We start from the raw sequence: 25,794 nt of genomic DNA, 5'->3' as shown, positions 1-25,794 counted from the left end.
TCATTTTTTGATTTAAATACATCTTATTTTTTTGTAATAGGTGCTATGTTGGCTAATACTTTTTTTAGACCAATCTCAGGAAACTTAATCTTCAGTTCTGGGGAATCTTGACTACCTGAAATTTCCAAAACAATCCCTTGTCCCCATTTTTTATGAAGGGCAATATCACCAATTTCCCATTTTGTCACCTCTTGGCCGACTGATGCCTTAGTTTGCCCTAAAGGTATGATTGATGATCTTTCGTTTTTGAATGTACTTGCTTTGCGAGTGTTTGGCGAGGCATTATTTGAAGAAAATGGAACAGGAGATATTGAAACATTTGTAGGTCTAGCAAAGCCTTGATAGTCTAGTAAGTCGTCATCAATTTCTTTGATAAAACGACTTGGGAAATTATAACTTGTTTTTCCGTAGAGCATGCGAGAATTAGCATTAGTCAGATAAAGAACTTCTTCAGCACGAGTAATACCAACATAGGCCAAGCGACGTTCTTCTTCTAATTCATCTTGGTTTTCTTGCGCCCTTGACAAAGGAAATACATTTTCTTCTAAACCGACAAGAAACACGATAGGAAACTCCAATCCTTTAGCCGCATGAAGTGTCATTAGTGTTATTTGAGCATTTTCTGTTGAACCATCATCTGTATCACTGATTAAAGCTAAATCATTAAGAAAACGTATTAAACGATCAAGTCCTGTCTCCTTTTGTGATTCTGTTTCTAAGTCGTCAAAATGCTTGGTCACTGACAGAAACTCTTCAATGTTTTCCATTCGTGATTGACTCTCAAGTGTATTTTGAATTTGAAGGGCTCTTAGATAACTTGTGATTTCTAAAACTTTTTTTGTCAAATCAGTAATAGAATACTGATCCAATTGTTCTCTTAATTGAAGAAGATTGTTTGATAAGTCAAAAATAGCTTGAGCTGCTTTTCCTTTTATCTGAGACATCATTATTTGACTAGCTGCTTTTACAAGAGAAAAATCATTTAATGAAGCAAATTGACGTAATTTATCAATGGTACCAGGACCAACACCTCTTTTGGGTTCATTAACAATTCTTTCAAAACTGATGTTGTCGCTTGGATTTGCGATCACATTTAAAAATGCAATAATATCACGAATTTCTTTACGAGAGTAGAACTTTGTCCCACCAACCATGGTATATGGCATATTAGCTTTTAAAAGGGCTTCTTCTATCGTTCTTGATTGGGCATTTGTGCGATAAAGCACTGCAAAATCTTGGTAACTTCTTTTTGTTTCTTTAACTAGCTTAGCAATTTCACTGACAACGAAAATAGACTCATCATACTCATCACTCGCTCGATAATAAACAATGGCTTCGCCATCATTATTTTGAGTCCATAAGCGTTTGGGACGACGATTTTTATTATTTTCAATAACCTTATTTGCCGCTTGAAGTATCTTCTTTGTCGAACGGTAGTTTTCTTCCAATAAAACAACCTTGGCATCTGGGTAATCCTTTTCAAAATCAAGGATATTTTGCATGTCAGCTCCACGCCAACCATAAATCGATTGGTCAGCATCACCAACCACACATATATTTTTAAAACGACTGGCTAATAATTTGACTAGCTGATACTGGGCGTGGTTTGTGTCTTGGTATTCATCTACATGGATGTATTGATAACGTTGTTGATAGTAGGATAGAATTTGTGGATTTTCATCAAATAATCGTAAGGTCAGCATGATTAAATCATCAAAATCCATAGCTTGACTTTTTTGTAATTCTGATTGATAAAGGGTATAACATTTTGCAACAATTCGTTGATAGATATCACTAGCAGTCTTTTCATAGGTCTTAGCATCAATCAAATCATTTTTGGCATTGGATATAGTACCTAAAATACTACGTTCACTCCATTGTTTTGGATCAATGTTGAGTTCTTTCACCACTCGTTTCATGAGTGTTCTTTGCTCACCAGGATCAATAATCGTAAACTGGCGATTGTAGCCGATAAATTCAGCTTCTCTTCTAAGAATGCGTACACACATACTATGAAAAGTAGCAATTAAAGAATTCTGTGTGGCAGGATTTAGCGCCATAGCTCTTTCTTTCATTTCTCTTGCTGCTTTATTGGTGAAAGTGATGGCTAAAATATTCCAGGGATTGATACCTTTTTCATCAATCAGATAAGCAATTCGATGGGTTAATACACGTGTTTTCCCAGACCCTGCACCTGCCATAATGAGTAATGGTCCTTCGGTCGTTTGAACAGCCTCACTTTGTTTTTGATTCATGCCTTTTAATAGTGAATTCATGTTTTCTCCCTTACAAGTCTATTTAAAAATTATACCATTTTTTCTATCACAAAAAAAGAAAATCTTACATCAGTGACTTGCGTATCATTTTAAGTACTAACGTCTATAATGGATGTTACCAAATGATAAATGAGTTTTTTATTTGCCTTAAACATGATATAATAATGTGATTAAAAAAGATAGGAGACGATAATGAACAACCCTTCAGAAAATTTGAAGCAAGCTGAAAAAGGACCTCTTCTAAGCATTGTCGTTTATCTGCTCTTGTCCTTAGCCAAACTATTAGTTGGTTATCTGATTCAATCCTCATCCTTAATTGCTGACGGCTTTAATAATATGGCTGATATTGTTGGTAATGCTACCTTATTGATTGGCTTACGAATGGCTAGAAAGCCTGCTGACAGCGATCACAAGTTTGGTCATTGGAAGATTGAAGATTTGGCTAGCTTGTTGACATCATTTATTATGTTTATCGTAGGTCTTCAAGTCCTTATTCAAACCATAGAAATGATGATTGCAAATACCCATACACCTATTGATCCATTGGGTGCTTTGGTTGGACTATTTTCTGCTCTTTGTATTTATGCTGTCTATCATTTCAATCATTCACTAGCTAGAAAACTCAAATCTGGAGCTCTCATCGCTGCTGCTAAAGATAATTTAACCGATATCGCCACTTCACTTGGAACAACTATTGCGATTGTTGCTAGTCGTCTGCAATTTCCTATTATTGATAAAATGGTTGCCATTATTATCAGCCTTTTTATCATCAAAACGGCTTTTGACATTTTTAAATCTAGTGCCTTTAGTCTTTCTGATGGTTTTGATGACAATCGTCTTGCCGAATACAAAGTGGCTATTTTGAAAATTCCTAAAATTCTATCCGTTAAATCACAAAGAGGAAGAACTTATGGGAGTAATGTTTACCTTGACCTTGTTTTAGAAATGCATCCCGACTTGTCTGTTTTTGAGAGCCATGCTATAACAGAAGAGGTTGAAACCTTGTTAAAGCAAAAATTTGGCGTTTACGATATTGATATCCATGTGGAACCGGCAAAAATTAAAGAAGATAAAGAAAAAGGACTCATTTATAAGACACTCTATAAAAATGAAAAATTATTTTTATCAAAAATACCTGATTATGAAAAACTATTAGCAGATGATTTTTATTTGATTGCAAATAGCGGTCAGTACCTGTTTCTTAATGACTTACAAGCAACAGATGAGCATTTCCCAAACAACTTTAAGAATTTTAAACTGATCAGTATTAGTCCAAAAATAATACTAGTGACTTATGAACTTGAAGGGAGTTCACACACTAGCTTGTGGCGTCGTCATGAAGAATGGCAATTGATTTTTCATCAAATCACGAAAAAAAACGAGCTCTTTTAAGAGCCGTTTTTCTTTATGAGATTATATTTTTTTAACAAATTCTGATTTCAACTTCATGGCACCAAAGCCATCAATTTTACAATCGATATTGTGGTCTCCTTCAACAAGACGAATGTTTTTAACACGTGTGCCTTGTTTGATATCCTTAGGGGCACCTTTAACTTTTAAATCTTTGATAACAGTGATGGTATCGCCATCTGCTAAACGATTGCCGTTACTGTCTAAGACGATGAGCCCTTCTTCAACAGTCTCATCATCTAAAGACCATTCATAAGCACACTCTGGACAAACCAGTAAGACACCATCTTCATAAACATATTCTGATTGGCATTTTGGACAATTTGGTAATGACATTTTTATCTCCTTTTCGTCAATTACTACCATTCTACTTTATCTTGAGTGATATGGCAAGATGATTAAGATTTTTTACTGCTAGATTAACAAAGAAAAGATTTACCGGTTAAGAAAAATTGTTATCTAAACAAATCATTATTAACAATATCATGTTAAGACACAAAAACTAAGACTACTTAGAGTAATCTTAGCATTTTTTGTATAATCTTAATCCCAATCAATCTTGTCATGATTGTTTTTAATGTACTCAGAGATAAATTGAGGGTTTTCTATAAGCTGTTTCAAGTTTTCATATAAGGATTTTAATAGTCTTTCATTCACTGGTGAATAGGTAAAGACAATACTTGAAGCTTCTGGGTCCATCTCTAAGCCGTCTAATAATTCTGGTGCTTTTTCTTGCCAGTAATGTCTCAAAAAGACTTCCCAACCATAACCATTAAGGTAAACATCATAAGCATCATCTACTTTTGTGGCAATTGCCCAAACAGTTGGATCAGAAACGTCAAGAGACACAAAACTTTCATCAGTATCATGGATTAGAAAGTTATTATCTGTGCTTGACTCTAATTCATCTTCACTTAAGGGATAACCTTCCACTAAAGTAGGGTCAATAATTAACTCTCGTTCCACCTCTGAAGCAATTCCTGTTAGAGTCGTAGTACCATCTATTCCGAGTATTTGAGGTTCTCTTTCCATCTTCTCTCCAGTGACTTTACAAAAATAGTTACCTCGAAAAGAAATGCTATAAAAACCTATGTCTAATCCTTTTTCTTCTTCGGTGAGAGGGATGTTGGTAAGCGTGTAAAGTAACCCCGTTTCCAATAATCTACTGGAACAATTGCCGGAAAGATGAGCAAATCATCATAATCTGGTTGATAATTACTCATGTTCAAGTCGGTTACTCTATTTTTAAATAAAACAACAAGATGACTGCCTTCTGCAAAAGGATCAAAATCAACTCGATGAATATTAGCCAGAAGAACTTTTCCGTAAAAATACAGGCCTTTTCGAGGAGAGAAGAGAAAGACATCTCCAGTTTGGGGAGAAATCTTTGATTTCTCAATCACTTGTAGTTGGTGAGAATCCGCTCTATTTTTATAGAAATCATCTAAGTTTCTTTGTGTCTCTTTATCTAATTGAAGATAACGTTTCCTCTATACGATCTGCTATCAAATTGGGATTATTCATTATTGTCTCTTTCTAGATACTTGGTTTTTCAACTCTTACAGACTATTATAACAGAAAAACACCCTCTAATGAGGGTATTAGTCATCTTTACTGCTAAAATCATTGTAAGACAGTTAATTCAGCTAATTGACGTTTAGCTTCTCTCACAAAATAAAAGTCTGAACTTTCTTTAGCAAGTTCGCCAAAATATTTCTTGGCACTCTCGCCATCCTCCATAAGCTTGGCATTTAAGCCACTACAATAGAGATTAAAATAATCAGAGAGACTTCCTTCTTTTGGTCTATCATCGAAAAAATGATTCTCTTTTTCTAACAACAATAAGTCTCTAAATGTTTCTAGAAATGTTAAATAACGATTTTTTAATGCTGTTACTTTTTTATTGCCTTCAATGTTCAATAAGTTTTGGTAATAAATTTCAAACTGTAAAGACTCTCCTAACAATAAATAATTAAAAGCCAAGAGGAATGATTTTTCAATTGTCATTGCTTTCCTAGACAATCTGGGAAAAGTGTCAATGGTTATTTTATCCAAAAAAGTAATAGACTTCCTGAAATTTCCTTCATGAAAAGTTAAAATAGCGAAGTTTAAATAAGATTGTGCTCGTAAAATTTTATGGATTTTCCAGTTTTTTAAAGAACTTTGTTCCGCTTCAAGAAAGGCACGATATTTTTTTAAGTCTTTTTCTCCATGTAAAATGTATCTCAAGGCTTTTTTAACAGACTGGATTATGTCAAATGCTAAAATTAAATAAATAACACCTAACAAAAGAAAAATATGATAATAAATAGTTTGTTGGAATATAATTGTTCTAAAAATTATCAACAAATTAATATAAATTGCATAAACGTGTATAAATTTACTAAGTTTTTCAAATTCCCTACTTGACATTTTTAAAATACGTTGTTTAAACATTTAAACTCCTTCTATTCATCTTTAGTTCCCAAAATAATTGCTAATGCAGCTGATGCGGTTATGCTAGCTGGTACAGCACCTGTCCCAATACTTGCAAAAAGAACAAACACAGATCCAGCTAAAAGTCCTACAGCTATTATTTTATCATTCATTACCCTAAACCCGGACTCTGTTGTGTTAGTCGTTATCACACCATTTGGATCCGTGATAATTGTTCTACTATCAGTATAGGCACCCAAAAGACCATGCTCAAAATCTGCATTAAGATTAAGACCAACATCATAACCATTTTTACCATTATCGGCTCCAGCTGAGATATCTAGTCCATCTTTTCCAATACCCGCATTAACTTCTACCGTATTCCCAAATAAACTTAGTGAGAGATTGGCTTTTAAGTTCCCATCTTCTATACCAAGACTGCTAGTCACTACATCTAAGGCGCTTAATTTAACACCAGATAGTTCACCATTTGTAAACTGACCTTGAATCAAACCATTGACTCATTTATTCTATGACTTGTGTGTTACATTTTAATATATATCTTTTTCTTATAAGTCAATAAGTCTTTACATAAATACATCTAACAATATCACCCTTTGGGAAGGATTTTTGACGTTTTAAGTTAAGTAACGATTATGGAACTATTTTATAGTGAGCATCTAATAACGTCAATGCCAAAATATGTTTATTTGTTCTAAGAGCGTAATCAAATGAATGATAAAGATATGTTCCTCTAGTAACCAATCTCACGTGTTTACCTATTAAGTCTCTAATGGAGGTTAGTGCTTGTCATTTTTGTAGCGTTGTTCCATCCTTTTTAATCTTTATAGCTTGTAGGACAACTTGAATGGAAAAACAATCATTAAAACTATGACTCCCTTTTTCATAATCTATCCCACACAAGTGCATGAAATTGGAATAAGAAAAGTAAACATCTTTTTTTATCATCAGTACAATAAGTCACTACTTGATTAACAAAGTATGTTTGAAAAAATTTAGCCGCATCATTTAAAAGACCTAAATGGCGTTTCAAAACTAATATGTCATTATTGTTTAGCTTTTTATAACTTTTTGGATACTTGACCATTAATCCTCCATAAATAAATAGACGACTCATTAACTGAGTCGTCTATTTAGTCGGTTTATTCTGGTGTCTACCACCACTTGGCCCTTATGTCCAAGATTACTATCAGATTGACCATGAGCCGACTACTCATCTACACTTTCATTATAATGTTTTTCCTTTATTTTAGCAAGTAACATTCATTTTTAATAAAGCAGAAAAAAACTACTCAACAGTCACTGACTTGGCAAGATTTCGTGGTTTATCAACGTCTAATCCTCTTTGGAGTGAGGCATAGTAGGCGATCAGTTGAGTTGGAACAACCATACCTATACTTGAGAGGTACGGGTGGACCGCCATCACAACAATATCGTCTGAGTCATTGTTTGCTCCTTCTTCAACAATGGTTAAAACGGACGCCCCTCTTGCGATAACTTCTGAAACATTTCCTCTTGTGTGTGACAGAACAGATTGATTGTTGGATAAGAGAGCAATCACAGGTGTTCCGTCTTCGATGAGAGAGATAGTACCGTGTTTCAACTCACCAGCAGCAAAGCCTTCACACTGGATATAGGAAATTTCTTTCAATTTCAAACTGGCTTCCATAGCAACATAATAATCATTTGAACGTCCGATATAAAAAGCATTTCTTGTCGTTTCTAATAGCTCTTGTGTTTTCTTTTCAATCACTTCTTTTTGTGAAAGAGTTGCTTCAATGGATTGTGCCACAATCGATAATTCTTTAATCAAATCAAAATCTAGAGATTTTGGATTTCCGATTTTATCACCCACTGCCTTAGCAAGAAAGGCTAGCGTTGCAATCTGTGCCGTATAAGCTTTTGTGGAAGCCACAGCAATCTCTGGCCCTGCATGGATTAACATGGTGTAGTTGGCTTCGCGTGATAAGGTAGATCCAGCAACATTTGTAATGGTCAAGCTTGGGATACTAAGTTCGTTAGCCTTAACAAGCACTTGTCGGCTGTCAGCTGTTTCTCCTGACTGGCTTAGAAGAATCACCATTGGCTTTTTACTCAATAAGGGTAAGTCATAACCCCATTCGGATGCAATCCCTAATTCAACAGGTATCTGGGTTAATTGTTCTAAAAACTGTTTAGCTGCATAACCTGCATGATAGGATGTTCCTGCTGCAATAATATAAAGACGGTCTGATGTTTTAATAGCATCAATAATAGCATCATCCACAACAATTTCTTGGTTGTCATTACTATATGTTTTGATAAGACGACGCATGACGCTAGGCTGCTCATCAATTTCTTTTAACATATAATAAGGATAAGTCCCTTTACCGATATCAGACAAGTCTAGACTTGCTGTGTAGCTCTCTCTTTCAATAGGATTGCTACTAAAATCTTCAATACTGACGCTGTCTTTTTTAACGGTTACAATTTCCTTATCATGGATTTCCATAAATTCACTGGTTTCTCGAATCATCGCCATTGCATCTGAGCAGACCATGTTGTAACCATCGCCCAAGCCGATAAGTAGGGGTGATTTATTTTTAGCGACATAAATTGTATCAGCTTGCTTGCTATCAATTAAGGCAAAGGCATAAGACCCTTGAATAATGCTCAAAGCTTTTTTAAAAGCATCAAATGTTGTTAGTGAGTCATCCTTGGCCAACTGTTCAATCAAATGAACCACAATTTCAGTATCTGTACTTCCTAGAAAATCATGATTAGCGAGATAAGTCTCCTTAAGTTCTAAATAATTTTCGATCACTCCATTATGAACTAAAGTCAGTTCTTTAGTGGAAGATTGATGTGGATGGGCATTTTCAACACTAGGTTTACCGTGTGTCGCCCATCTTGTGTGACCAATGCCGATATCTCCAGCTAAGTCAATCCCAATTTTTTCTCTTAAATCAGCAATTTTACCGACCGCCTTAATTAACTTGGCTGATTTATTACCATCCACTAGAAAAATACCAGATGAGTCATAACCTCTGTATTCAAGTTTTTCCAAGCCTTGCATTAAAATATCTTTGGCATTTCGATTGCCAACAACACCTACTATTCCACACATATATTCATTGGTGGTAACTGGTTACCACACTCTCCTTATAATTGGTATAGTCTAATTTATTTTATAATAAATAGATGTTAATAGTATATTACAAGGTTTATTAAATGTCAAAGGAATAATTGGTATAGTCTAATTGCAATAAAAAAATGAATAGTTTTCTATTCATTTTCGATAAATCCAAACTGATCTAAAGGAAGAATGCGGAAGTTCACAACTCCTCTAATTTGTTTTTGACTAATAAGCCCAAACTCTCTACTATCCTTTGTGTTTTGCCTGTTATCATTTAAAACTAAAAAATAACCTCTAGGAATTTTTGTAATATTTGACTGAGTCAAGGTTTCAAGAGTAAAGTCTGAGGTGAAGTAGGCATCAAAGCCATTGCTATCTTGATAATCTGTTCTAAGATTATCAATGTATGGTTCTTCTTCAATCATGGCATTGAGATAAAAAATATCATCCATAAATGTAACAGAATCACCAGGTACTGCAACAACACGGCCGACATATTCTTTTTTATCAACCTTGTAGACAACAAAATCTTTAAATGTCGGCTTGGTTGTTGTTTGAACAGTTACAAGATCTCCTTCATTCAGAAAATTATTGGCCTCACTCTTTGAAATTTCATGTGTTGAAAAAACGAAGAGACGTAATATAAAAACAAGAACGATACCACTAATGATTAAAAAAATGTTTCTAATAAAATCTCGTTTAACCATTGTCTCTCCCTCATAACTCTTTTTTATATTATAACATGTTTTTAAGAATAAAAAAAGATAGCCCATAAATTAAAAGCTATCTTTATTTTTGTTATTTTACTGTGCGAATTCTCATTGTGTTAGTTCCACCAGTACCAACTGGAACACCAGCAACAATAACAATATTATCACCTGATTCAACTAAACCTGTTGAAAGAGCAACCTGTTCAGCAACCTCAAACATGTCATCTGTTGAGTCTGGTCTATCTGCTACAACAGGAATAACTCCCCAGTTAACCATTAGTGATTTTTGAATTTTTTCATCAAAGGTAATCGCAAGAATATCTGACTCAGGACGGTATTTAGAAATCAGACGTGCTGTATTTCCTGTTTCAGTAATGGTTACTACTAATTTAATATCCATTGAACGAGTAGCATCTTTTACAGCAGACGCTACAACTTCAGTTTTATTTGAACGCTCAAAATTATCAGAATTTAATCTGCCATACTCACTAAGTAAAGTTTGAGCATTTTTGTCAATAGTAGCCATTGTTCTTACTGACTCTACTGGGTATTTACCATTTGCTGATTCACCTGAAAGCATAGTTGCATCAGTACCATCAATGACAGCATTAAATACATCAGAAACTTCTGAACGTGTTGCTCGAGGTTTTTCAGTCATTGTTTCAAGCATATTTGTTGCAGTGATAACTGCTTTACCTGCTGCATTTGTTTTAGTGATAATCATTTTTTGATAAACAGGTACCATTTCAAATGGTACTTCAATTCCCATATCACCACGAGCAATCATGATACCATCTGCTGCTTCAATGATTTCATCAATGTTGTCAATACCTTGTTGATTTTCGATTTTAGCAAAAAGTTTAACATGATCATTTCCTGTTTCACGAGTAATAGAACGAACTTCTTCAACATCCTTTGCAGTACGAACAAATGAAATAGCAATAAAATTAAGACCTTGTTCTAAACCAAAACGAATATCAGCATTATCTCTTTCAGCTAGAGCTGGAAAAGGAATTTTAGTATTTGGAATATTAACACCCTTTTGTTTAGCAATAACTCCATCATTTTCAACAAGAACTTCTAATTCATGATTAGTATGATCTTTGGAAATAATTCTTAATCCAACCTTACCATCATCAACAAGTATCTGTTGTCCTTTTTCTACGTGATCAAAGATATCAAGTTTACCAGCTACACTTAAAGCAATTTTATCTCTTGTTGAATGTAAACCTTGCTTAGTAGCCACTCTAATTTTATCACCTGTTTGATAAGTGTACTCTTTTGCGTCATCTTCAAAAAGTTCAGTTCTCATTTCTGGACCTTTGGTATCTAATAAGAAACCAACTTTTTGACCAGCAATCTCTTCAGCCTTACGAACCGTTGCCATACGGTCACCTTGTTCTTTATGGTCTCCATGTGAAAAATTAAAACGAAAAACATTTGCCCCAGCTTTAATTAACTGAGAAATATTTTGAGCAGATTGTTCAACATCAAGTTCTCCACTCCAATAGCCATCTTCACCATATTTTTTCCCACCACGAATTTCGACGGCTGGACCAAGTGTAGCAACAATTTTAACACGTTTATTCATTCTTTAAAACTCCTTCATTTCTTACATATTATTAATCTGCTTAGATAGTCAGTTTACTGAGCTAATATACGATTTAAAACTGCAAAATCTAAGCGTGCTTTATGTGGGTTATTGACTATAATCTTGCCATTGTTATCAAGACTAAATAAGGCACCTTCTTTAGCTGTTCCTAAAATAGGACTAACAACTAAATTTTCATTTTGAATACCAATAGCATAGCCACCCATGCCTTCTTTTAATAACTCAACAGCTCTTGCTCCCATCCAACTAGCTAAAACTCTATCACGAGGACTAGGAGAGCCACCACGTAAGATATGACCTAAATTAGTTACTCTTGAATCATTAGTATTTCCAGCATCTTTTAATTTAGCCGCAAATTCATCACCACTCATAACACCTTCTGCAAGAACAATAATATGATGGTTTTTACCATTAGCAAATCCTTGGTTAATTTTTTGAACAACTTGATGAATATCATAATCTTCTTCTGGAACAATGATTTGATCGGCTCCAGAAGCAATTCCAGCCCAAAGTGCAATATCTCCAGCATTTCTACCCATCACTTCAACAATGAAAGTTCTTTTGTGACTTGATGAGGTATCACGTAATTTATCAAGTGCTGATGTTGCAGTACTAACAGCAGTATCAAAACCAATAGTGTAATCAGTTCCAACAATATCATTATCAATCGTTCCAGGAATACCTACTGCAGGAAAACCATGTTCTGTTAGACGCATGGCCCCATGGTAAGACCCGTCTCCACCAATAACAACAACACCTTCAATTCCATGTTTTTTTAATTGTTCAATGCCTGCTAGTTGTCCTTCAAGTTTACTAAACTCTGGATATCTTGCTGAGAATAAAAATGTTCCACCACGTGAAATCTTATCTCCAACAGCTCTTGAATCTAATGGGAAAATATCCCCTGCAACCATACCAGCATAGCCATAATTAATACCAAAAACTTCCATACCTTCTGAAATTGCTTTGCGAACAACTGCACGAACAGCAGCGTTCATCCCAGGTGAGTCTCCTCCACTGGTTAAAACAGCAATACGTTTCATTATTTTTAGTGCTCCTTTTTTATTTTTAACGTTCCTATTATAGCACAAACTCTGATAAAAATCTTTATATTCAAATACTTTTCAACGAAAAACCGTTTTCAAAACGTAGGGCTTGAGAAGATTAACTAAGTTTTCATCATTTGAGACAAAATATTTTTGACTTTGTAAAGTCTCTTTTGACTCTTCGTAGTGAATGACAACAGGTAAGGATCCTGGGAATTGTTTTAAAATTTTCGATATTTGAAAATCATTTTCGTGATTTGTAACCAACAACCAACATTTTTCATCTGTGGGAACAATCAATGTCTGAAGAAGCATCTGTAACTGTTGATTTCGCAACTGAATTTTTCCATGAAAAAGATAAAATTGTCCTTGTGTGATTATGTTTTGATATTTTTTATAAGTTTCTGGAAATAACGTAATATCCAATTTTTTATTTGTATCAGAAACGGTTAAAAAAGCCATTTCTTCACCTGTTGTTTTTGTTCTAATAATTTTTATTTTTTCAACTTCAGCAAGAATAGTCGTTAAATGATTTTCAACTAATTTTGAAAAAGGTGTGAATTGTCCCTTTCTTTTTTCCATTTCTTCAACCAGTGGATGAGGACTAATGCCAAAACCAATAATGTTTTTTTCTAACTGAAATTTTTCAGCATTTGTATAATCAGCTTCATCTAACCATTGATAAGAATTTTCTGAAAAAAGGCTGCCAAGTTCACTAACAAAAGTCAAAAGTGGTTCTATGTTCTTTTGAACTTTTTTCCTATTTTTGTCGAAATCATCAAACAACCCAAGTAAGACTAAAGGCTCTATAAATTTTTTATCTTGATATCTTTTAGGTATACGTGTTACAAAATCTTCAATATTTTGATAGGGTTGATTGTTTTCAATCCACAAAGAAAGTTCTTTTGGCAATTCTTTAATATGTTTTAAACCTATAAAAATATTATTATTAACAACCTTATCATAATAAGAAATATTATTAATGGATAATTTTTTTACCTTAAAACCACTATCAATAGCATCTCCAATATAATGGCTACCTGAATAGTTGAGCATAATATCATAAAAAATATTTGGATAATGGGCTTTAAAATAAGCCAACTGAAAAGCTAATGCAGAGTATGCATAAGCATGGCTTCGATTAAAGCCATAACCAGCAAATTTAGCCATCATATCAAAAAGATGAGAAGCGATTTTTTCTTGTCTATTTAATTGTTTAGCACCTTCCAAAAATTGAGAACGCATTACATTCATCTGTTCTCGATCTTTTTTTGACATAGCTCTACGAAGCAAGTCTGCTTTTCCAAGAGAAAAACCTGAGAATATTTGTGCAATTGTCATCACTTGCTCTTGATAAAGCATAATACCATAGGTTGGCTCTAAAATTGGTGCAATCACTGGATCAATCAAATCAACGGCTTCTTTTTTAAATTTTCTCTTAATAAAATTTTTGATATAATCACTAGCACCAGGTCTATTTAAACTTGTTGTAGCCACTATTTCTTCAAAACGTGATGGTTTTATTTGTTTTAGTAAATTGATAGCTCCAGGTGCTTCAAATTGAAAAATGCCAGCTGTTTTTCCATTTGCAAATAAAGCTAATGTTTTTTTATCTTCTAGATTGATAGCTTTGATATCAATCAAAATACCTCTTTCTTTAAATAATTTTTCTTGCATTTTTTGGACAAATGTTAGATTTCTCAAACCAAGAAAATCCATTTTTAATAATCCATTTGCTTCAACTGCTTGAGCATCATATTGAGTAATCATCATATCTTCACCTTGTTTTAAGGGAATATGATTAGTTAAATTATCATCAGTTAAAACAACACCAGCTGCGTGAATTGAAGTTTGTCTTGGTTGGCCTTCAATCTTTTTAGCAATAGCAAATGCTTTTTGAAACTCTAATTTATTCATTATCAATTCCCTAAAATAAGCATTTTTTTCATAAGTACTTGATAAGGTGTCCTGAAAAGCAATACGCTTTGTCAAAGTTCCCAATTCATACTCTGTTGCACCAAAACGCTTAAAGACATCTCGAATAACTTGTTTAGCTCCAAAAGTAGAAAAAGTCACAATTTGAGCAACATGCTCACTGCCATAACGATCTCTAACATAATGAAGAAACTCGGAACGATAAATATCAGGTAAATCAATATCTATATCAGGCATACTGTAGCGTTCTTTATTTAAAAAACGTTCAAACAAAAGATTATTTTTTACAGGATCAATACCAGTAATTTCAAGAAGAAAGGCAACAAGACTCCCAGCTGCAGAACCTCTTCCCATCCCCATATAATAGTTTTTACTTTTTCCAAAACGAATTAAATCCCAAACAATAAGAAAATAATCATCAAATCCCATATCGTGAATAATAGACAGTTCTGTCTCAAGACGTTTTAAATAAACTGAACTATTTAATTGTTTTGCTTTCAAAGACTGAAAAGTTTTTTCTCGTAATTCAATACTAGCATCTTTATCACGATTAAAGCGTGGCAATTTAAATGATGAATTAAAGTGATAGGAAATACTTAAAACTATCTTTTCAAGATTTTTTAATGCTTGTGGAAATCTTTCCTCAAATAGCTTTGTCATTGTTGAAGCATTATAGAACATTTGATTGCCTTCAATGGGTTTTGTTTCCTTTAATGACACATTATCTTTAATAGCATGTAAAACCTGAAGAACTTCTTTATCCTGGCTTTCAAAATAACGAACAGTATGTAAAGGGAGGATTGGTTTATGGAAGGATCTAATAGGAGAATTTAAACAAACACCAATATAATAATCAAAAGGAAAAGATAATTCATCAATACCATTAAAATAAGGAATAATAATGATTAAATCTTCAAAATAATCATTATATTGTAAAATATTCTTTTCACCCTTCATTAATTCGGTAGATAATTTCAATAAATGACGATAACCAACATTGTTTTTAGCAATAAAATTTATCTTTATTTCTTGATTATTTAAAATAATTATCGTCTCTAATCCCAAAATAGGATTAATATTATTTTGTTGACATTTATTGATAAAATGATAAGCAGCATACAAATTATTTTTATCCATAATCCCAAGATGGGAATAACCTAAATTCTTAGCAGATTGAATATAGAGATCCAAGTCAATCAGGCTATCCATAAATGAATAAACAGTTTTTGTGTCTAGTTGAACAAACATTATCTCTCCTTTCTTTTTCCTTTTTACAAACTCTCATCTATTATTATACTATGAAATACTAAAAGAGTGCTAATTCTTTTTTGCGTCATTTTTCTTGACAATTTAATGGTTTTTCTGTATTATTTAAATAGTACAAATAATATATCGAAAGGGGATTCTGATGGCTTGGAAATTTGATGAAAAATCTCCCATTTATGTTCAGATTGCACAACATATTAAGATGAAGATTATTAGCAAAAATATTAAAAGTGGTGAGCAATTACCAACAGTTAGAGAATTTGCTGAGGAAGCTGGCGTTAATCCAAATACCATGCAGCGGGCCTTTATTGAACTTGAACGTGATGGAATCGTTTATTCCCAGCGAACGTCTGGTAGATTTGTGACAGATGATAAAGAGCTTATTGAACAAAAACGTCATGAGCTTGCTGAAGCTGAGATCAAAAATTTTATTAATCACATGAAAAAAATTGGGTTTGATAATGAACAAATTATAAAAGAATTAAAAAATTGTTTAGGAGAAAATTAAATGACAGATTTACTACAACTACATCATGTCTCTAAAAATTATGGTAAATTTAATGCATTAGATGATATTACCCTAAATTTACCTGCTGGAAAAATTATTGGCCTTCTTGGACCAAATGGTAGCGGAAAAACAACCCTTATTAAATTAATTAATGGGCTCCTTCAACCAACGAATGGTGATATTGTCATTAATGGCTTTAGACCATCGGTTGAAACCAAAAAAATTATTTCATATCTCCCAGATACCACTTATTTGCAAGACAATATGAAGGTTGAAGATCTTTTGGTTCTTTTTAAAGATTTTTACGAAGATTTTGATAGTGAACGCGCAATGACTCTTTTAAATGATTTGAATATTTCTCTCAATCAAAAACTAAAAAACTTGTCTAAAGGAAATAAGGAAAAAGTTCAATTAATTTTGGTCATGAGTCGTAAAGCAAAACTTTATATTCTTGATGAACCAATTGGTGGTGTCGATCCAGCTGCTAGAGACTACATATTAAAAACTATCATTAATAACTATTCCGAGGAAGCTTCTGTTATCATTTCAACACATTTGATTGCTGATATTGAACCTATTTTAGATGAAGTTGTCTTTATTCAAAATGGTAAAATTGTCCTTCAAGGCAACGCTGATGATTTAAGAGAAGAAAAAGGACAGTCAATTGATGCTATTTTTAGAGAAACGTTTAAAGCTTAAAGGAGAATAACTCAATGTTTGGAAAATTAATAAAATATGAAATCAAATCTGTTGGTAAGTGGTATTTTGCTCTTTATGGTGCTATTTTATTTTGTGCCACTATTTTAGGACTGTATATTAGTCGCCTCAATGATGATGGAATGACTGGTGAATTCTTTGTCAATGGACGAGAGTTATCAACCTCAGAAGCAATCATTATGTTTGCTATTATACTTATTTTTGTTTCATTAATCATTGGAATCGGAATATCTACTCTATTTATTGTTGTCAATCGCTTCAACAAAAATATTTTCGGTCGCGAAGGCTATTTAACCCTAACACTTCCAGTATCAACACATCAGATTATTCTTTCAAAATTATTTGTTTCATTTATGTGGTCAGTTTTAAGCGCAATAATTCTTTTATTTAGTGTTTTTTTACTAATATTACCAAGTATCCCCTTAGATGAACTTTTCTTACACCTACCTACTATTATTGCTAATATTCCTTTTGATATATTTTTTATCACCCTAGCTTATCTTATCGTAACTACTATTTCTTCAATTCTTATAGTTTACCTTGCGATTTCAATTGGACAGCTTTTTCAAGATAGACGTGCACTAAAAGGTTTTGTGGCATTCTTTGCAATCAGTATTTTTGTTTCTATCATAAAATACCTTATATTTGGTGATACAAATCTTTCTGCTGACGGTTACTATTCTGATTATAATTTTTTAAGTATTAAACTCTTCTTTATAAGAGAAATCTTTGTTTATTTAGTCTTCTCTGCCACTTATTACTTCGGTACTCACTATATCATCAAAAATAAATTTAATATTCAATAAGAAAGAGCCTCTGCTGTTGAGGCTCTCTTTGTTTTTATGATATAATAAAGCTACCAACTTTAGTGTAATGGATATCACGCAAGATTCCGGTTCTTGAAATGGGGGTTCGATTCCCTCAAGTTGGATGAAAAAAGCACTTTTGTGCCTTTTTTATTTGTCTTTCTTTTCCTTTTTTTCAGTATTTTCTTCTTTTAAACCAGACTGCTCTTTTGATATTAGTCCATCTTGATTAAAAAACATTTCAACAGTAGCCACACCATCTGATTTTAAGCCACTTATCCAAATGGCTTGGATCTCACGACCATCTGATGAAGAAACTTCTGATAAAACATCTGGCTCTCCAAGAACTTGTTTAACTTCTAGGTAAGAAGTTCCATCAGCAATATCATTATATGTTTCTTTAGAGATAGTTGCTTTACGAATAAAACTAAAATTTGAGATTGATCTGACAACCGTACTGTTTTCATATAATTTTACTGTGACTTCAACATTATCAAACTGCCACTTATAAACATCAAGAGTAACTTGACCAGCCGACTCTTGCTCTATTGTAGTTGGATCCCCAAAAAGAGTTTTTAATTCTTCAATTGTTGTCCCACCTTTAAACTCATCTTGTAAAAGAGCAATGTGAACATCATTAAACTTCAAACGAATATCTTGGTGTTCAGCAATTTCAACTTGTTTTTGATTTAAAACTGAATCTTCTTTTGTCGTTATTTCATCAACTTTTTTTTCACTATTACTTGAACAGGAAATCATTAAAAAACTTGATAGGGTAATTGCTAAAAATAAAAGGATTCTTTTCATTTTTTCTCACATTCTTTTATATCACACTTATTAAAATATTAAATGGAGCCGGTGGGAGTCGAACCCACGTCCAAACATCTGCTAACATATTTGTCTACAACCATAGGCTATGTCTTTTTTTAACTTATTAATGACACATAGCTCAAGTCACAAATCAGCGAGTCTATCAGTCTCTTTGTGATTAGCTAGACAATAATCACACGTAGCTTACTATTTTAAGACTTTTAATGAAACGCAAGCAATTTCATAAAAGTCACGAGAGCTGGTTTTTAGGCAGCTACTGCGTAAGTTGTGTTATTTTTTGCAGTTATATTTAACTGGCATTTTACATCTGCCGATGGGTTGCAAAATATGCCTCATAATGCCTGTCGAATCCGTAACGACCCCTAAGTAGTAATAACACATTATTAGTATATCAAAAAAAATAATCTTTAGCAAAGTTAAAAAAAACTCACTAATAAATAGTGAGCTTTTTGCTATCATTACAATTCAATATCTCCAAATAAATCAGCCATTGAGAATCCAGTTTGAGTTTCTGGCAAATCATAATCACGTTTTTCTTGGCGTTTTGGACGACGAGGTTTAGATTGACGTTTTTCTTCAGAATTTTCTTCTTGAGCAGGACGTTCTTCTAATGCTTTAATTGACAATGAAACACGTTCATCAGCAGCATTAACCTCAAGAACTTTAACCGTTACATCTTGACCAACTGATAATACATCTTTAGGATTTTCAACACGTTTGTGAGAAATTTGTGAGATGTGAACTAACCCATCAATGCCAGGAAGAACTTCAACAAATGCACCAAAATCAGTAAGGCGTTTTACTTTTCCTTCAATGACATCACCTGCAGCAAGTTTTTGTTCAACACCATCCCATGGTCCTGGAGTTGTAGCTTTAAGCGATAGTGAAACACGACCAGCTTCTTCATCAATTGAAAGTACTTTAACTTCAACTTCTTCACCAACAGAAACAACTGATTTAGGAGAGACATTTCTTTCATGAGAAAGTTCAGTCACATGGATAAGACCATCAACACCACCAAGATCGATAAAAGCACCAAAGCTAGTTAATCGAGCTACTTTCCCAGTAACAACTGATCCTTCTGACAGTGTTGAGAAAATTTCTTTACGAGCTTTTTCAGCTGATTCTTCAACTACTTCACGACGAGAAAGAATAAAACGATTTTCAGAAGCATCAACTTCTTTAATACGAGCATCAACTTCTTGTCCAACAAATTTTTCTGTGTTACGTACAAAACGTGTATCAATCATTGAAGCCGGAATAAAGCCACGTAGACCTTCAAATTCAATAGCTAATCCACCTTTAACAGCACGAGTAACTTTAACTGTAATAACATCGCCTTCGCGACCAATAAGTTTGTCCCAAGCTTTGCGAGCTTCTAAGCGTTTTTTAGACACTAGGAAAGTCACTGTATCAGTATCTTTTCCAACTACTTGACGAAGAACAAGTACCTCAAGTGTTTCCCCTGGTTTTACTAAATCATTAATGTCAGCATTACGATCATTAGTCAACTCACGAAGTGTTAACACACCCTCAACACCAGTACCACTGATAACAACGTTGGCTTGATCGTTATCAACTGTCAATACTTCTGCGGTAACTACGTCACCAGCATTCACTTCGCTAACACTGTTTAGCAAATCTTCAAATTCATTCATTCTAAAAAATCCTCCAACAGAAAATCAGTCTTCTAATTTTCTGATAACAATATATTTTCTCAAGGTAACCCGCAAATGACAACAAAATTTATCTTTGACGGTCTTAGGTAAAACCTAATACCATGACTGGGGTAGCTGGATTCGAACCAACGCATGAGGGAGTCAAAGTCCCTTGCCTTACCGCTTGGCTATACCCCATGAAATGGAAAGAGAGGGATTCGAACCCCCGAACCCGAAGGAGCGGATTTACAGTCCGCCGCGTTTAGCCTCTTCGCTATCTTTCCACAACAGAAACAATTTTAACATAAATTCTTATTGTAATCAAGCCTTTTTAAGGAATTTTAGTGATTTAAATTATAATTTTCTATGATATTGGTAACTGCCAAATCCATTGTTTTATGAAAGTTTGATACTTCATTATTTTGGACTACAGCAAACTTATCATCAATTTCAGTAATATTACCAATGATTTTTCGACCAATTATCAATTGAAAACCATTTACTTCACTGTTTGAAAGACTTACTTTACCTTCCACAATTTCTACTGTGATTTTTTTATCTTTTTTACTCATAGTTCACCTCTTGTTATAAATTTTACACAAAAAAGCAAGAGCTTGCAAGAGCAAACTCATCTACTTTTTATTTTCTTACTAATCTAACACTTATTACTCCCTGCTCAGAAATAGTATCAGAAATAAAACTACCATTACTTGTTCTTTCTGACTGTGGAAGAGTGGCTAAATTAACATTATATTTCTCTTGTGTTTGTGAAGTTACTTCTAATAATTCCTTTTCTTTTGGAAGTTCACTAGAAAATAAATTAATCTCATCATCTTTTGCAATAATAATACCTGCTGCAAAAATACGATGGGGCTTTGTCTTTAGTTCGCGAATAACTTGCAAACCTCGATTAGCTCTACTTGTTTTTGGAATAAGATTAACTGCCATTTTCTTTAGACTTCCACGTTGTGTTAAGATAAACATGTTTTCACTAGTAACTTTAAAAGCACTGACCACAAAATCACCTTTTTTAAGATTAATTCCTTTAACGCCTGCTGCTTTATTGCTAACAATAGGGACCTCATCTGTACCAAATCTTAAAGCATAGCCCTTATTAGTAACTAACATAATATCTTCAAGAATAATTGGAGAAACAGCTATGATTTGATCAGTTTCATCTTTTATTTTAGCGTATTTGATTGATTTTGTTTTATAAGTTCGCCATGGTGTTATTTCTTTACGATCAAAACGTTTGATTTGGCCTTTTTGAGTGACTGAAAAATAGATAGCTGATTGCTTCTCAAAATTATCAATTATTTCAGCATAAATAATGGTTTCTTCTGTTGAAAAAGTTGAAATAGATTGACTAAGATGCTCTCCAACATCCTTCCATTTGATATCTGACAATTCATAAACTGGGCGATAAATAACATTACCAAAATTAGTAAACAACAATAAATGTTGTGTTGTCTTAGCTTGTTCTAAGAAAATCACTTCATCATCTTCACGTTTACCAATTTCTTCAATATCTGAAGCAGAAAATGATCGTGGACTGGTACGTTTTAGATATCCCGCTTTTGTAACACTGACATAAGTATCTTCTTCAATGATTAGACTAGCTGTATCAATTTCAATACTTTGTGTTTTTGCTTGAAGCTCACTACGTCGTGAATTAGAAAATTTCTTTTTAACATTACGTAGTTCTTTTTTCATCACATTGAATAAAGTTTTTTCATCATCAATGATTGCAGAAAGAGTTGCAATTTTTTCACGTAAACTAGCTTCTTCTTCTTTAAGAGTAACAATATCAGTATTGGTTAAACGATAAAGCTGTAAAGTAACAATTGCTTCTGCTTGTTCTTCTGAGAAATCATAACTTATTTTCAAATTTTCTTTAGCATCTAATTTATTGTCACTTGATCTGATCAATGCAATAATTTCATCTAAAATAGAAATAACTCTGATTAAACCTTCAACAATGTGGAGGCGTTTTTCAGCCTTGTTTTTATCATAATGAGAACGTGCTAGAATAACTTCTTGTCGATGATTAACATAGCTCTTTAATATTTTTTTCAAGCCAACTTGACGAGGAGTAGAGTTATCGATTGCCACCATATTAAAATTATAATTAATTTGTAAATCGGTGTATTTAAAAAGATAATTTAAGACTGTTTCTTCGTCTGCTTCTTTTTTTAATTCAATAGCAATACGCAAACCAGTTCTATCAGACTCATCACGAACTTCAGCAATACCAGGAACCTTATTGTTAACTCTAACATCATCTATTTTTTTAACGAGTGTAGCCTTATTGATTTCATAAGGGATTTCCTTAACAACAATTTGTTTTTTGCCAGCTTTTAGCGTTTCTATACTGGTCAAACTACGAACAACAATTCTACCTTTACCAGTCTCATAGGCTTTTTTTATCTCATCAGCCCCCTGAATAATGGCTCCTGTTGGAAAATCTGGACCTGGTAAAAAAGTCATTAGTTTTTCAAGTGTTGCTGTTGGGTGATCAATCATATAAATAACTGCATCAATCACCTCTGAAAGGTTGTGAGGTGGAATATCTGTGGCATAACCTGCTGAAATACCAGAAGAGCCGTTAACCAATAAATTAGGAAAAGCTGACGGTAAAACAGTTGGTTCTTTTTCTGTATCATCAAAATTCCAGGCAAAAGGAACAGTCTGTTTTTCAATATCCGTTAAAAGATAGGAAGCCATTTCTGATAAACGTGCTTCTGTGTAACGCATTGCTGCCGGTGGATCACCATCCATAGAACCATTGTTACCGTGCATTTCTACTAAGATTTCACGATTTTTCCAGTTCTGACTCATACGTACCATGGCATCATAGATCGATGAATCTCCATGAGGATGAAAATTCCCCATAATATTTCCAACAGATTTGGCTGATTTACGATAACTTTTATCAAAAGTATTACCGTCTTTATTCATCGAGTATAAAATACGACGTTGAACAGGCTTTAAACCATCTCGAATATCTGGTAAAGCACGTTCTTGGATGATATATTTTGAATAACGACCAAAACGCTCACCCATGATATCTTCTAAAGACATATCTTGAACATTTGACATCATAGCCTCCTTTCTCTACAAGAGTATATTGTTTGTTTCTTCAAGTGTAAATTTAACATTATCTTCAATCCATTGACGACGGGGTTCAACCTTATCACCCATTAAGACTGACACGCGCCTTTCTGCCCTAGCTAAATCATCAATTGTCACACGAATCAAGGTTCTTGTTTCTGGATCCATGGTTGTTTCCCACAGTTGAGTTGCATTCATCTCACCAAGACCTTTGTAACGTTGAAGAGTAGCATTTTTACCATATTCTTTTCGTAATTCTTCTAATTCGCTGTCAGTCCAGGCATAATCAATTTTTTCATTTTTTCCTTTACCTATAGACATTTTATAAAGAGGTGGTAGAGCAATATAAACATGCCCAGATTCTATGAGTGGACGCATATAGCGATAGAAAAATGTTAAAAGTAATGTTTGAATATGGGCACCGTCAGTATCAGCATCAGTCATAATGATAATTTTATCATAGTTGATATCATCTAGATTAAAGTCCGCACCAACACCAGCACCAATGGTATAAATCATTGTGTTAATTTCTTCATTTTTAAGTATATCAGCCATTTTTGCTTTTGCTGTATTAATAACTTTTCCTCTCAACGGCAGAATCGCCTGAAATTTTCGGTCACGCCCTTGTTTGGCAGATCCTCCAGCTGAGTCTCCCTCAACCAGATAAAGTTCATTTTTCTTTGGATTTTTGGATTGTGCCGGTGTTAATTTACCAGATAAAAGCCCCTTATCTTTTTTATTTTTCTTGCCGTTTCTTGATTCATCTCGTGCTTTTCTAGCTGCTTCACGAGCTGCCCTCGCCTTAATAGCTTTTCTGACTAAACTTGAAGCAATTTCACCATTTTCCATAAGGAAATAACCCAACTTTTCAGAAACAATGCCATCAACAAAAGGACGAGCAAGGGGGCTACCTAATTTATCCTTAGTTTGACCTTCAAACTGAAGATGTTCTTCTGGTACTAAAATTGATAAGACAGCGGATAGCCCTTCACGATAATCAGAGCCATCAAGATTTTTTTCTTTTTCTTTTAAGAGATTCGTTTTTCTAGCATAATCATTTAAAGCTTTAGTAATAGCTGATTTTAAACCAGTCTCATGAGTACCACCATCTTTTGTTCTTACATTATTAACAAAAGAAAGAATGCTATCAGAAAAACCATCATTATACTGCATGGCAACTTCCACTTGAAAACTGTCTTCTTCACCTTCAAAATAGATAACGGGTGTTAGAGTATCTTTATCTTCGTTTAAGTAAGAGACAAAATCTTGAACACCATTTTCATAGTGAAAATCTTTTTGTTCATCAGTTCTCTTATCGATTAAAGAGAGTGTCACATTTTTTAATAAAAAGGCAGACTCATTTAGACGTTCAGCTATGGTATTAAATTTAAAATCAATTGTTGAAAAAATAGTACTATCAGGCATAAAAGTAACAGTTGTTCCTGTTTTTGATTTCGGTGCTGATCCTATTTTTTTAAGTGTAGTGACAGGTTTTCCACCATTTTCAAACCGTTGACGATAAACATGCCCATCCCGAACAATTTCAACTTCAAGCCATTTTGACAAAGCATTAACAACCGATGAACCAACACCATGTAACCCCCCTGAAGTTTTATAGCCACCTTGGCCAAATTTACCCCCAGCATGTAAGACCGTAAAGATAACTTCAACAGTTGGAATACCTTTAGCATGCATCCCTATAGGCATGCCACGGCCTTTATCAGAAACACTTAATGATCCATCTTTATAAATGGTGACTTCAATCCTATCACCAAATCCTGAAAGAGCCTCATCGACAGCATTGTCAACTAATTCCCAAACCAAGTGATGTAGACCTGTCCCATCAGTTGATCCGATATACATTCCAGGTCTTTTACGAACAGCATCAAGCCCTTCTAATACCTGAATGGCATCATCATTATAATTACTTAAATTAATTTCCTTTTTAGGCATCTATGACCTCCACTTTTCTCATCCTTTTAATATTACAAGTTTTTTCCTTTTTTTGCAAAAAAAATTTTATTTTTAATATTTTTTGAAAAATTGAAAAATTTTTTAATGCCCCGTTGTAAAATGAGGTGCAACAAAAAAGACATGTTCATCTGATATACTAAAGTTGCGAACAAAGTATAAAGGAAAGATGAACATGTCCACTCACTATTCTACCACAAAACAGTCCTATCGCCACCTTTCAGAAGCTGAACGAGGGAAAATTGAAGCCTATCTCTCGGAAAGTTTGAAACCCGCTGAAATTGCAAGACGTCTTGGAAGAAATCGCTCTACCATCTCTCGTGAGCTCAAACGCGGGACTGTTAAACAAGTCAAACAGGTCAATGCAAAGAAAATTTACTTCCGAC

At 33.7% G+C, this 25,794-nt stretch carries 22 protein-coding genes, 3 tRNA genes and 1 other RNA gene; 6 read left to right on the top strand and 20 right to left on the bottom strand.

Annotation, left to right across the window (positions count from 1 at the left end; translation table 11 throughout):
- Positions 1 to 23: 23 nt before the first annotated feature.
- Positions 24 to 2,276 (bottom strand): DNA helicase PcrA, encoded by a 2,253-nt coding sequence (pcrA, locus tag A3I1_RS0101625; RefSeq protein WP_018369577.1) that lies wholly within the window; start codon positions 2,274 to 2,276, stop codon positions 24 to 26.
- A gap of 189 nt (positions 2,277 to 2,465) precedes the next feature.
- On the opposite strand from pcrA, the gene A3I1_RS0101620 reads away from it, so the two are divergent.
- Entirely contained in the window at positions 2,466 to 3,668 is a 1,203-nt protein-coding gene (locus A3I1_RS0101620) for a cation diffusion facilitator family transporter (protein WP_149031787.1), read from the top strand.
- 21 nt (positions 3,669 to 3,689) lie between these two features.
- Here A3I1_RS0101620 and A3I1_RS0101615 read toward each other — a convergent pair whose 3' ends face one another.
- The 11 genes from A3I1_RS0101615 to A3I1_RS0101565 all read right to left on the bottom strand — a co-directional run bounded on the left by A3I1_RS0101615 (position 3,690) and on the right by A3I1_RS0101565 (position 15,788).
- Complete coding sequence (locus tag A3I1_RS0101615; protein WP_018369575.1) at positions 3,690 to 4,022, bottom strand: zinc ribbon domain-containing protein YjdM; 333 nt, start codon at positions 4,020 to 4,022, stop codon at positions 3,690 to 3,692.
- A 207-nt stretch (positions 4,023 to 4,229) separates the two neighbouring features.
- Positions 4,230 to 4,718 carry an Imm51 family immunity protein gene (locus A3I1_RS08590; protein WP_018369574.1) on the bottom strand — a complete coding sequence of 163 codons (489 nt, stop codon included), beginning with the start codon at positions 4,716 to 4,718 and terminating at the stop codon, positions 4,230 to 4,232.
- A gap of 62 nt (positions 4,719 to 4,780) precedes the next feature.
- Positions 4,781 to 5,089 carry an Imm26 family immunity protein gene (locus A3I1_RS08585; protein WP_018369573.1) on the bottom strand — a complete coding sequence of 103 codons (309 nt, stop codon included), beginning with the start codon at positions 5,087 to 5,089 and terminating at the stop codon, positions 4,781 to 4,783.
- A 220-nt stretch (positions 5,090 to 5,309) separates the two neighbouring features.
- A complete protein-coding gene (locus tag A3I1_RS0101600; protein ID WP_018369572.1) occupies positions 5,310 to 6,122 on the bottom strand; it encodes a hypothetical protein in 813 nt (270 codons plus the stop codon).
- A gap of 11 nt (positions 6,123 to 6,133) precedes the next feature.
- Entirely contained in the window at positions 6,134 to 6,613 is a 480-nt protein-coding gene (locus tag A3I1_RS0101595; protein ID WP_018369571.1) for a hypothetical protein, read from the bottom strand.
- A 298-nt stretch (positions 6,614 to 6,911) separates the two neighbouring features.
- Positions 6,912 to 7,031: a hypothetical protein gene (locus A3I1_RS08580; protein WP_233275089.1), complete on the bottom strand. Its 120-nt coding sequence runs from the start codon at positions 7,029 to 7,031 to the stop codon at positions 6,912 to 6,914.
- A gap of 379 nt (positions 7,032 to 7,410) precedes the next feature.
- On the bottom strand, positions 7,411 to 9,228 hold the full coding sequence (gene glmS / locus A3I1_RS0101585) for a glutamine--fructose-6-phosphate transaminase (isomerizing) (RefSeq protein WP_018369569.1): 1,818 nt from the start codon (positions 9,226 to 9,228) through the stop codon (positions 7,411 to 7,413).
- Between the two features lie 158 nt (positions 9,229 to 9,386).
- Complete coding sequence (lepB, locus tag A3I1_RS0101580) at positions 9,387 to 9,944, bottom strand: signal peptidase I (protein ID WP_018369568.1); 558 nt, start codon at positions 9,942 to 9,944, stop codon at positions 9,387 to 9,389.
- A gap of 91 nt (positions 9,945 to 10,035) precedes the next feature.
- Positions 10,036 to 11,538 (bottom strand): pyruvate kinase, encoded by a 1,503-nt coding sequence (gene pyk, locus A3I1_RS0101575; RefSeq protein WP_018369567.1) that lies wholly within the window; start codon positions 11,536 to 11,538, stop codon positions 10,036 to 10,038.
- Between the two features lie 53 nt (positions 11,539 to 11,591).
- A complete protein-coding gene (gene pfkA, locus A3I1_RS0101570; RefSeq protein ID WP_018369566.1) occupies positions 11,592 to 12,602 on the bottom strand; it encodes a 6-phosphofructokinase in 1,011 nt (336 codons plus the stop codon).
- A gap of 81 nt (positions 12,603 to 12,683) precedes the next feature.
- Positions 12,684 to 15,788, bottom strand: a complete 3,105-nt coding sequence (locus tag A3I1_RS0101565; protein WP_018369565.1) for a DNA polymerase III subunit alpha — start codon at positions 15,786 to 15,788, stop codon at positions 12,684 to 12,686.
- 160 nt (positions 15,789 to 15,948) lie between these two features.
- Here A3I1_RS0101565 and A3I1_RS0101560 point away from each other — a divergent pair, with 160 nt between their 5' ends.
- The 4 genes from A3I1_RS0101560 to A3I1_RS0101545 all read left to right on the top strand — a co-directional run bounded on the left by A3I1_RS0101560 (position 15,949) and on the right by A3I1_RS0101545 (position 17,962).
- Positions 15,949 to 16,314 carry a GntR family transcriptional regulator gene (locus A3I1_RS0101560; protein ID WP_018369564.1) on the top strand — a complete coding sequence of 122 codons (366 nt, stop codon included), beginning with the start codon at positions 15,949 to 15,951 and terminating at the stop codon, positions 16,312 to 16,314.
- Entirely contained in the window at positions 16,315 to 17,013 is a 699-nt protein-coding gene (locus tag A3I1_RS0101555) for an ABC transporter ATP-binding protein (RefSeq protein WP_018369563.1), read from the top strand.
- Positions 17,014 to 17,027: 14 nt separating this feature from the next.
- A complete protein-coding gene (locus tag A3I1_RS0101550) occupies positions 17,028 to 17,837 on the top strand; it encodes a hypothetical protein (RefSeq protein WP_018369562.1) in 810 nt (269 codons plus the stop codon).
- Positions 17,838 to 17,890: 53 nt separating this feature from the next.
- Positions 17,891 to 17,962, top strand: a tRNA-Arg gene (locus A3I1_RS0101545).
- Between the two features lie 25 nt (positions 17,963 to 17,987).
- Here A3I1_RS0101545 and A3I1_RS07725 read toward each other — a convergent pair.
- The 8 genes from A3I1_RS07725 to parE form a co-directional block, all read right to left on the bottom strand.
- The gene (locus tag A3I1_RS07725; protein ID WP_018369561.1) at positions 17,988 to 18,644 is read right to left on the bottom strand and encodes a DUF3862 domain-containing protein; all 657 of its coding nucleotides are present in this window, start codon (positions 18,642 to 18,644) and stop codon (positions 17,988 to 17,990) included.
- Positions 18,645 to 18,684: 40 nt separating this feature from the next.
- Positions 18,685 to 19,031: a transfer-messenger RNA gene (gene ssrA / locus A3I1_RS08320) on the bottom strand.
- 95 nt (positions 19,032 to 19,126) lie between these two features.
- On the bottom strand, positions 19,127 to 20,326 hold the full coding sequence (rpsA, locus tag A3I1_RS0101535) for a 30S ribosomal protein S1 (RefSeq protein WP_018369560.1): 1,200 nt from the start codon (positions 20,324 to 20,326) through the stop codon (positions 19,127 to 19,129).
- Between the two features lie 126 nt (positions 20,327 to 20,452).
- Positions 20,453 to 20,524 (bottom strand) — tRNA-Gln (locus A3I1_RS0101530).
- A gap of 5 nt (positions 20,525 to 20,529) precedes the next feature.
- Positions 20,530 to 20,610, bottom strand: a tRNA-Tyr gene (locus A3I1_RS0101525).
- Between the two features lie 57 nt (positions 20,611 to 20,667).
- Positions 20,668 to 20,898: a DUF2969 domain-containing protein gene (locus A3I1_RS0101520; RefSeq protein ID WP_018369559.1), complete on the bottom strand. Its 231-nt coding sequence runs from the start codon at positions 20,896 to 20,898 to the stop codon at positions 20,668 to 20,670.
- A 67-nt stretch (positions 20,899 to 20,965) separates the two neighbouring features.
- Positions 20,966 to 23,425: a DNA topoisomerase IV subunit A gene (gene parC / locus A3I1_RS0101515; RefSeq protein ID WP_018369558.1), complete on the bottom strand. Its 2,460-nt coding sequence runs from the start codon at positions 23,423 to 23,425 to the stop codon at positions 20,966 to 20,968.
- Positions 23,426 to 23,440: 15 nt separating this feature from the next.
- A complete protein-coding gene (gene parE / locus A3I1_RS0101510; RefSeq protein WP_018369557.1) occupies positions 23,441 to 25,390 on the bottom strand; it encodes a DNA topoisomerase IV subunit B in 1,950 nt (649 codons plus the stop codon).
- 193 nt (positions 25,391 to 25,583) lie between these two features.
- Between parE and A3I1_RS0101505 the strand changes: the two genes are divergently transcribed.
- Positions 25,584 to 25,794 (top strand): helix-turn-helix domain-containing protein (locus A3I1_RS0101505; RefSeq protein ID WP_018369556.1); only part of this gene is annotated, 211 nt, incomplete at its 3' end.

Origin of the sequence: Streptococcus marimammalium DSM 18627, from assembly GCF_000380045.1 — a bacterium.
GTDB classification, from domain to species: Bacteria; Bacillota; Bacilli; order Lactobacillales; family Streptococcaceae; genus Streptococcus; species Streptococcus marimammalium.
Note: the sequence above shows the minus strand (reverse complement) of the source record. Positions and strands in the feature narration are given on the sequence as shown.

Bases quoted from the DNA above. Each gene is read 5' to 3' on its own strand.
- pfkA (WP_018369566.1), bottom strand. From the start codon at position 12,602: ATGAAACGTATTGCTGTTTTAACCAGTGGAGGAGACTCACCTGGGATG.
- A3I1_RS0101600 (WP_018369572.1), bottom strand. From the start codon at position 6,122: ATGTTTAAACAACGTATTTTAAAAATGTCAAGTAGGGAATTTGAAAAA.
- parC (WP_018369558.1), bottom strand. From the start codon at position 23,425: ATGTCAAATGTTCAAGATATGTCTTTAGAAGATATCATGGGTGAGCGT.
- lepB (WP_018369568.1), bottom strand. From the start codon at position 9,944: ATGGTTAAACGAGATTTTATTAGAAACATTTTTTTAATCATTAGTGGT.
- A3I1_RS0101520 (WP_018369559.1), bottom strand. From the start codon at position 20,898: ATGAGTAAAAAAGATAAAAAAATCACAGTAGAAATTGTGGAAGGTAAA.
- A3I1_RS08590 (WP_018369574.1), bottom strand. From the start codon at position 4,718: ATGGAAAGAGAACCTCAAATACTCGGAATAGATGGTACTACGACTCTA.
- rpsA (WP_018369560.1), bottom strand. From the start codon at position 20,326: ATGAATGAATTTGAAGATTTGCTAAACAGTGTTAGCGAAGTGAATGCT.
- parE (WP_018369557.1), bottom strand. From the start codon at position 25,390: ATGCCTAAAAAGGAAATTAATTTAAGTAATTATAATGATGATGCCATT.
- A3I1_RS08580 (WP_233275089.1), bottom strand. From the start codon at position 7,031: ATGCACTTGTGTGGGATAGATTATGAAAAAGGGAGTCATAGTTTTAAT.
- glmS (WP_018369569.1), bottom strand. From the start codon at position 9,228: ATGTGTGGAATAGTAGGTGTTGTTGGCAATCGAAATGCCAAAGATATT.
- A3I1_RS07725 (WP_018369561.1), bottom strand. From the start codon at position 18,644: ATGAAAAGAATCCTTTTATTTTTAGCAATTACCCTATCAAGTTTTTTA.
- A3I1_RS0101550 (WP_018369562.1), top strand. From the start codon at position 17,028: ATGTTTGGAAAATTAATAAAATATGAAATCAAATCTGTTGGTAAGTGG.
- A3I1_RS0101565 (WP_018369565.1), bottom strand. From the start codon at position 15,788: ATGTTTGTTCAACTAGACACAAAAACTGTTTATTCATTTATGGATAGC.
- A3I1_RS0101555 (WP_018369563.1), top strand. From the start codon at position 16,315: ATGACAGATTTACTACAACTACATCATGTCTCTAAAAATTATGGTAAA.
- A3I1_RS0101615 (WP_018369575.1), bottom strand. From the start codon at position 4,022: ATGTCATTACCAAATTGTCCAAAATGCCAATCAGAATATGTTTATGAA.
- A3I1_RS0101560 (WP_018369564.1), top strand. From the start codon at position 15,949: ATGGCTTGGAAATTTGATGAAAAATCTCCCATTTATGTTCAGATTGCA.
- pcrA (WP_018369577.1), bottom strand. From the start codon at position 2,276: ATGAATTCACTATTAAAAGGCATGAATCAAAAACAAAGTGAGGCTGTT.
- pyk (WP_018369567.1), bottom strand. From the start codon at position 11,538: ATGAATAAACGTGTTAAAATTGTTGCTACACTTGGTCCAGCCGTCGAA.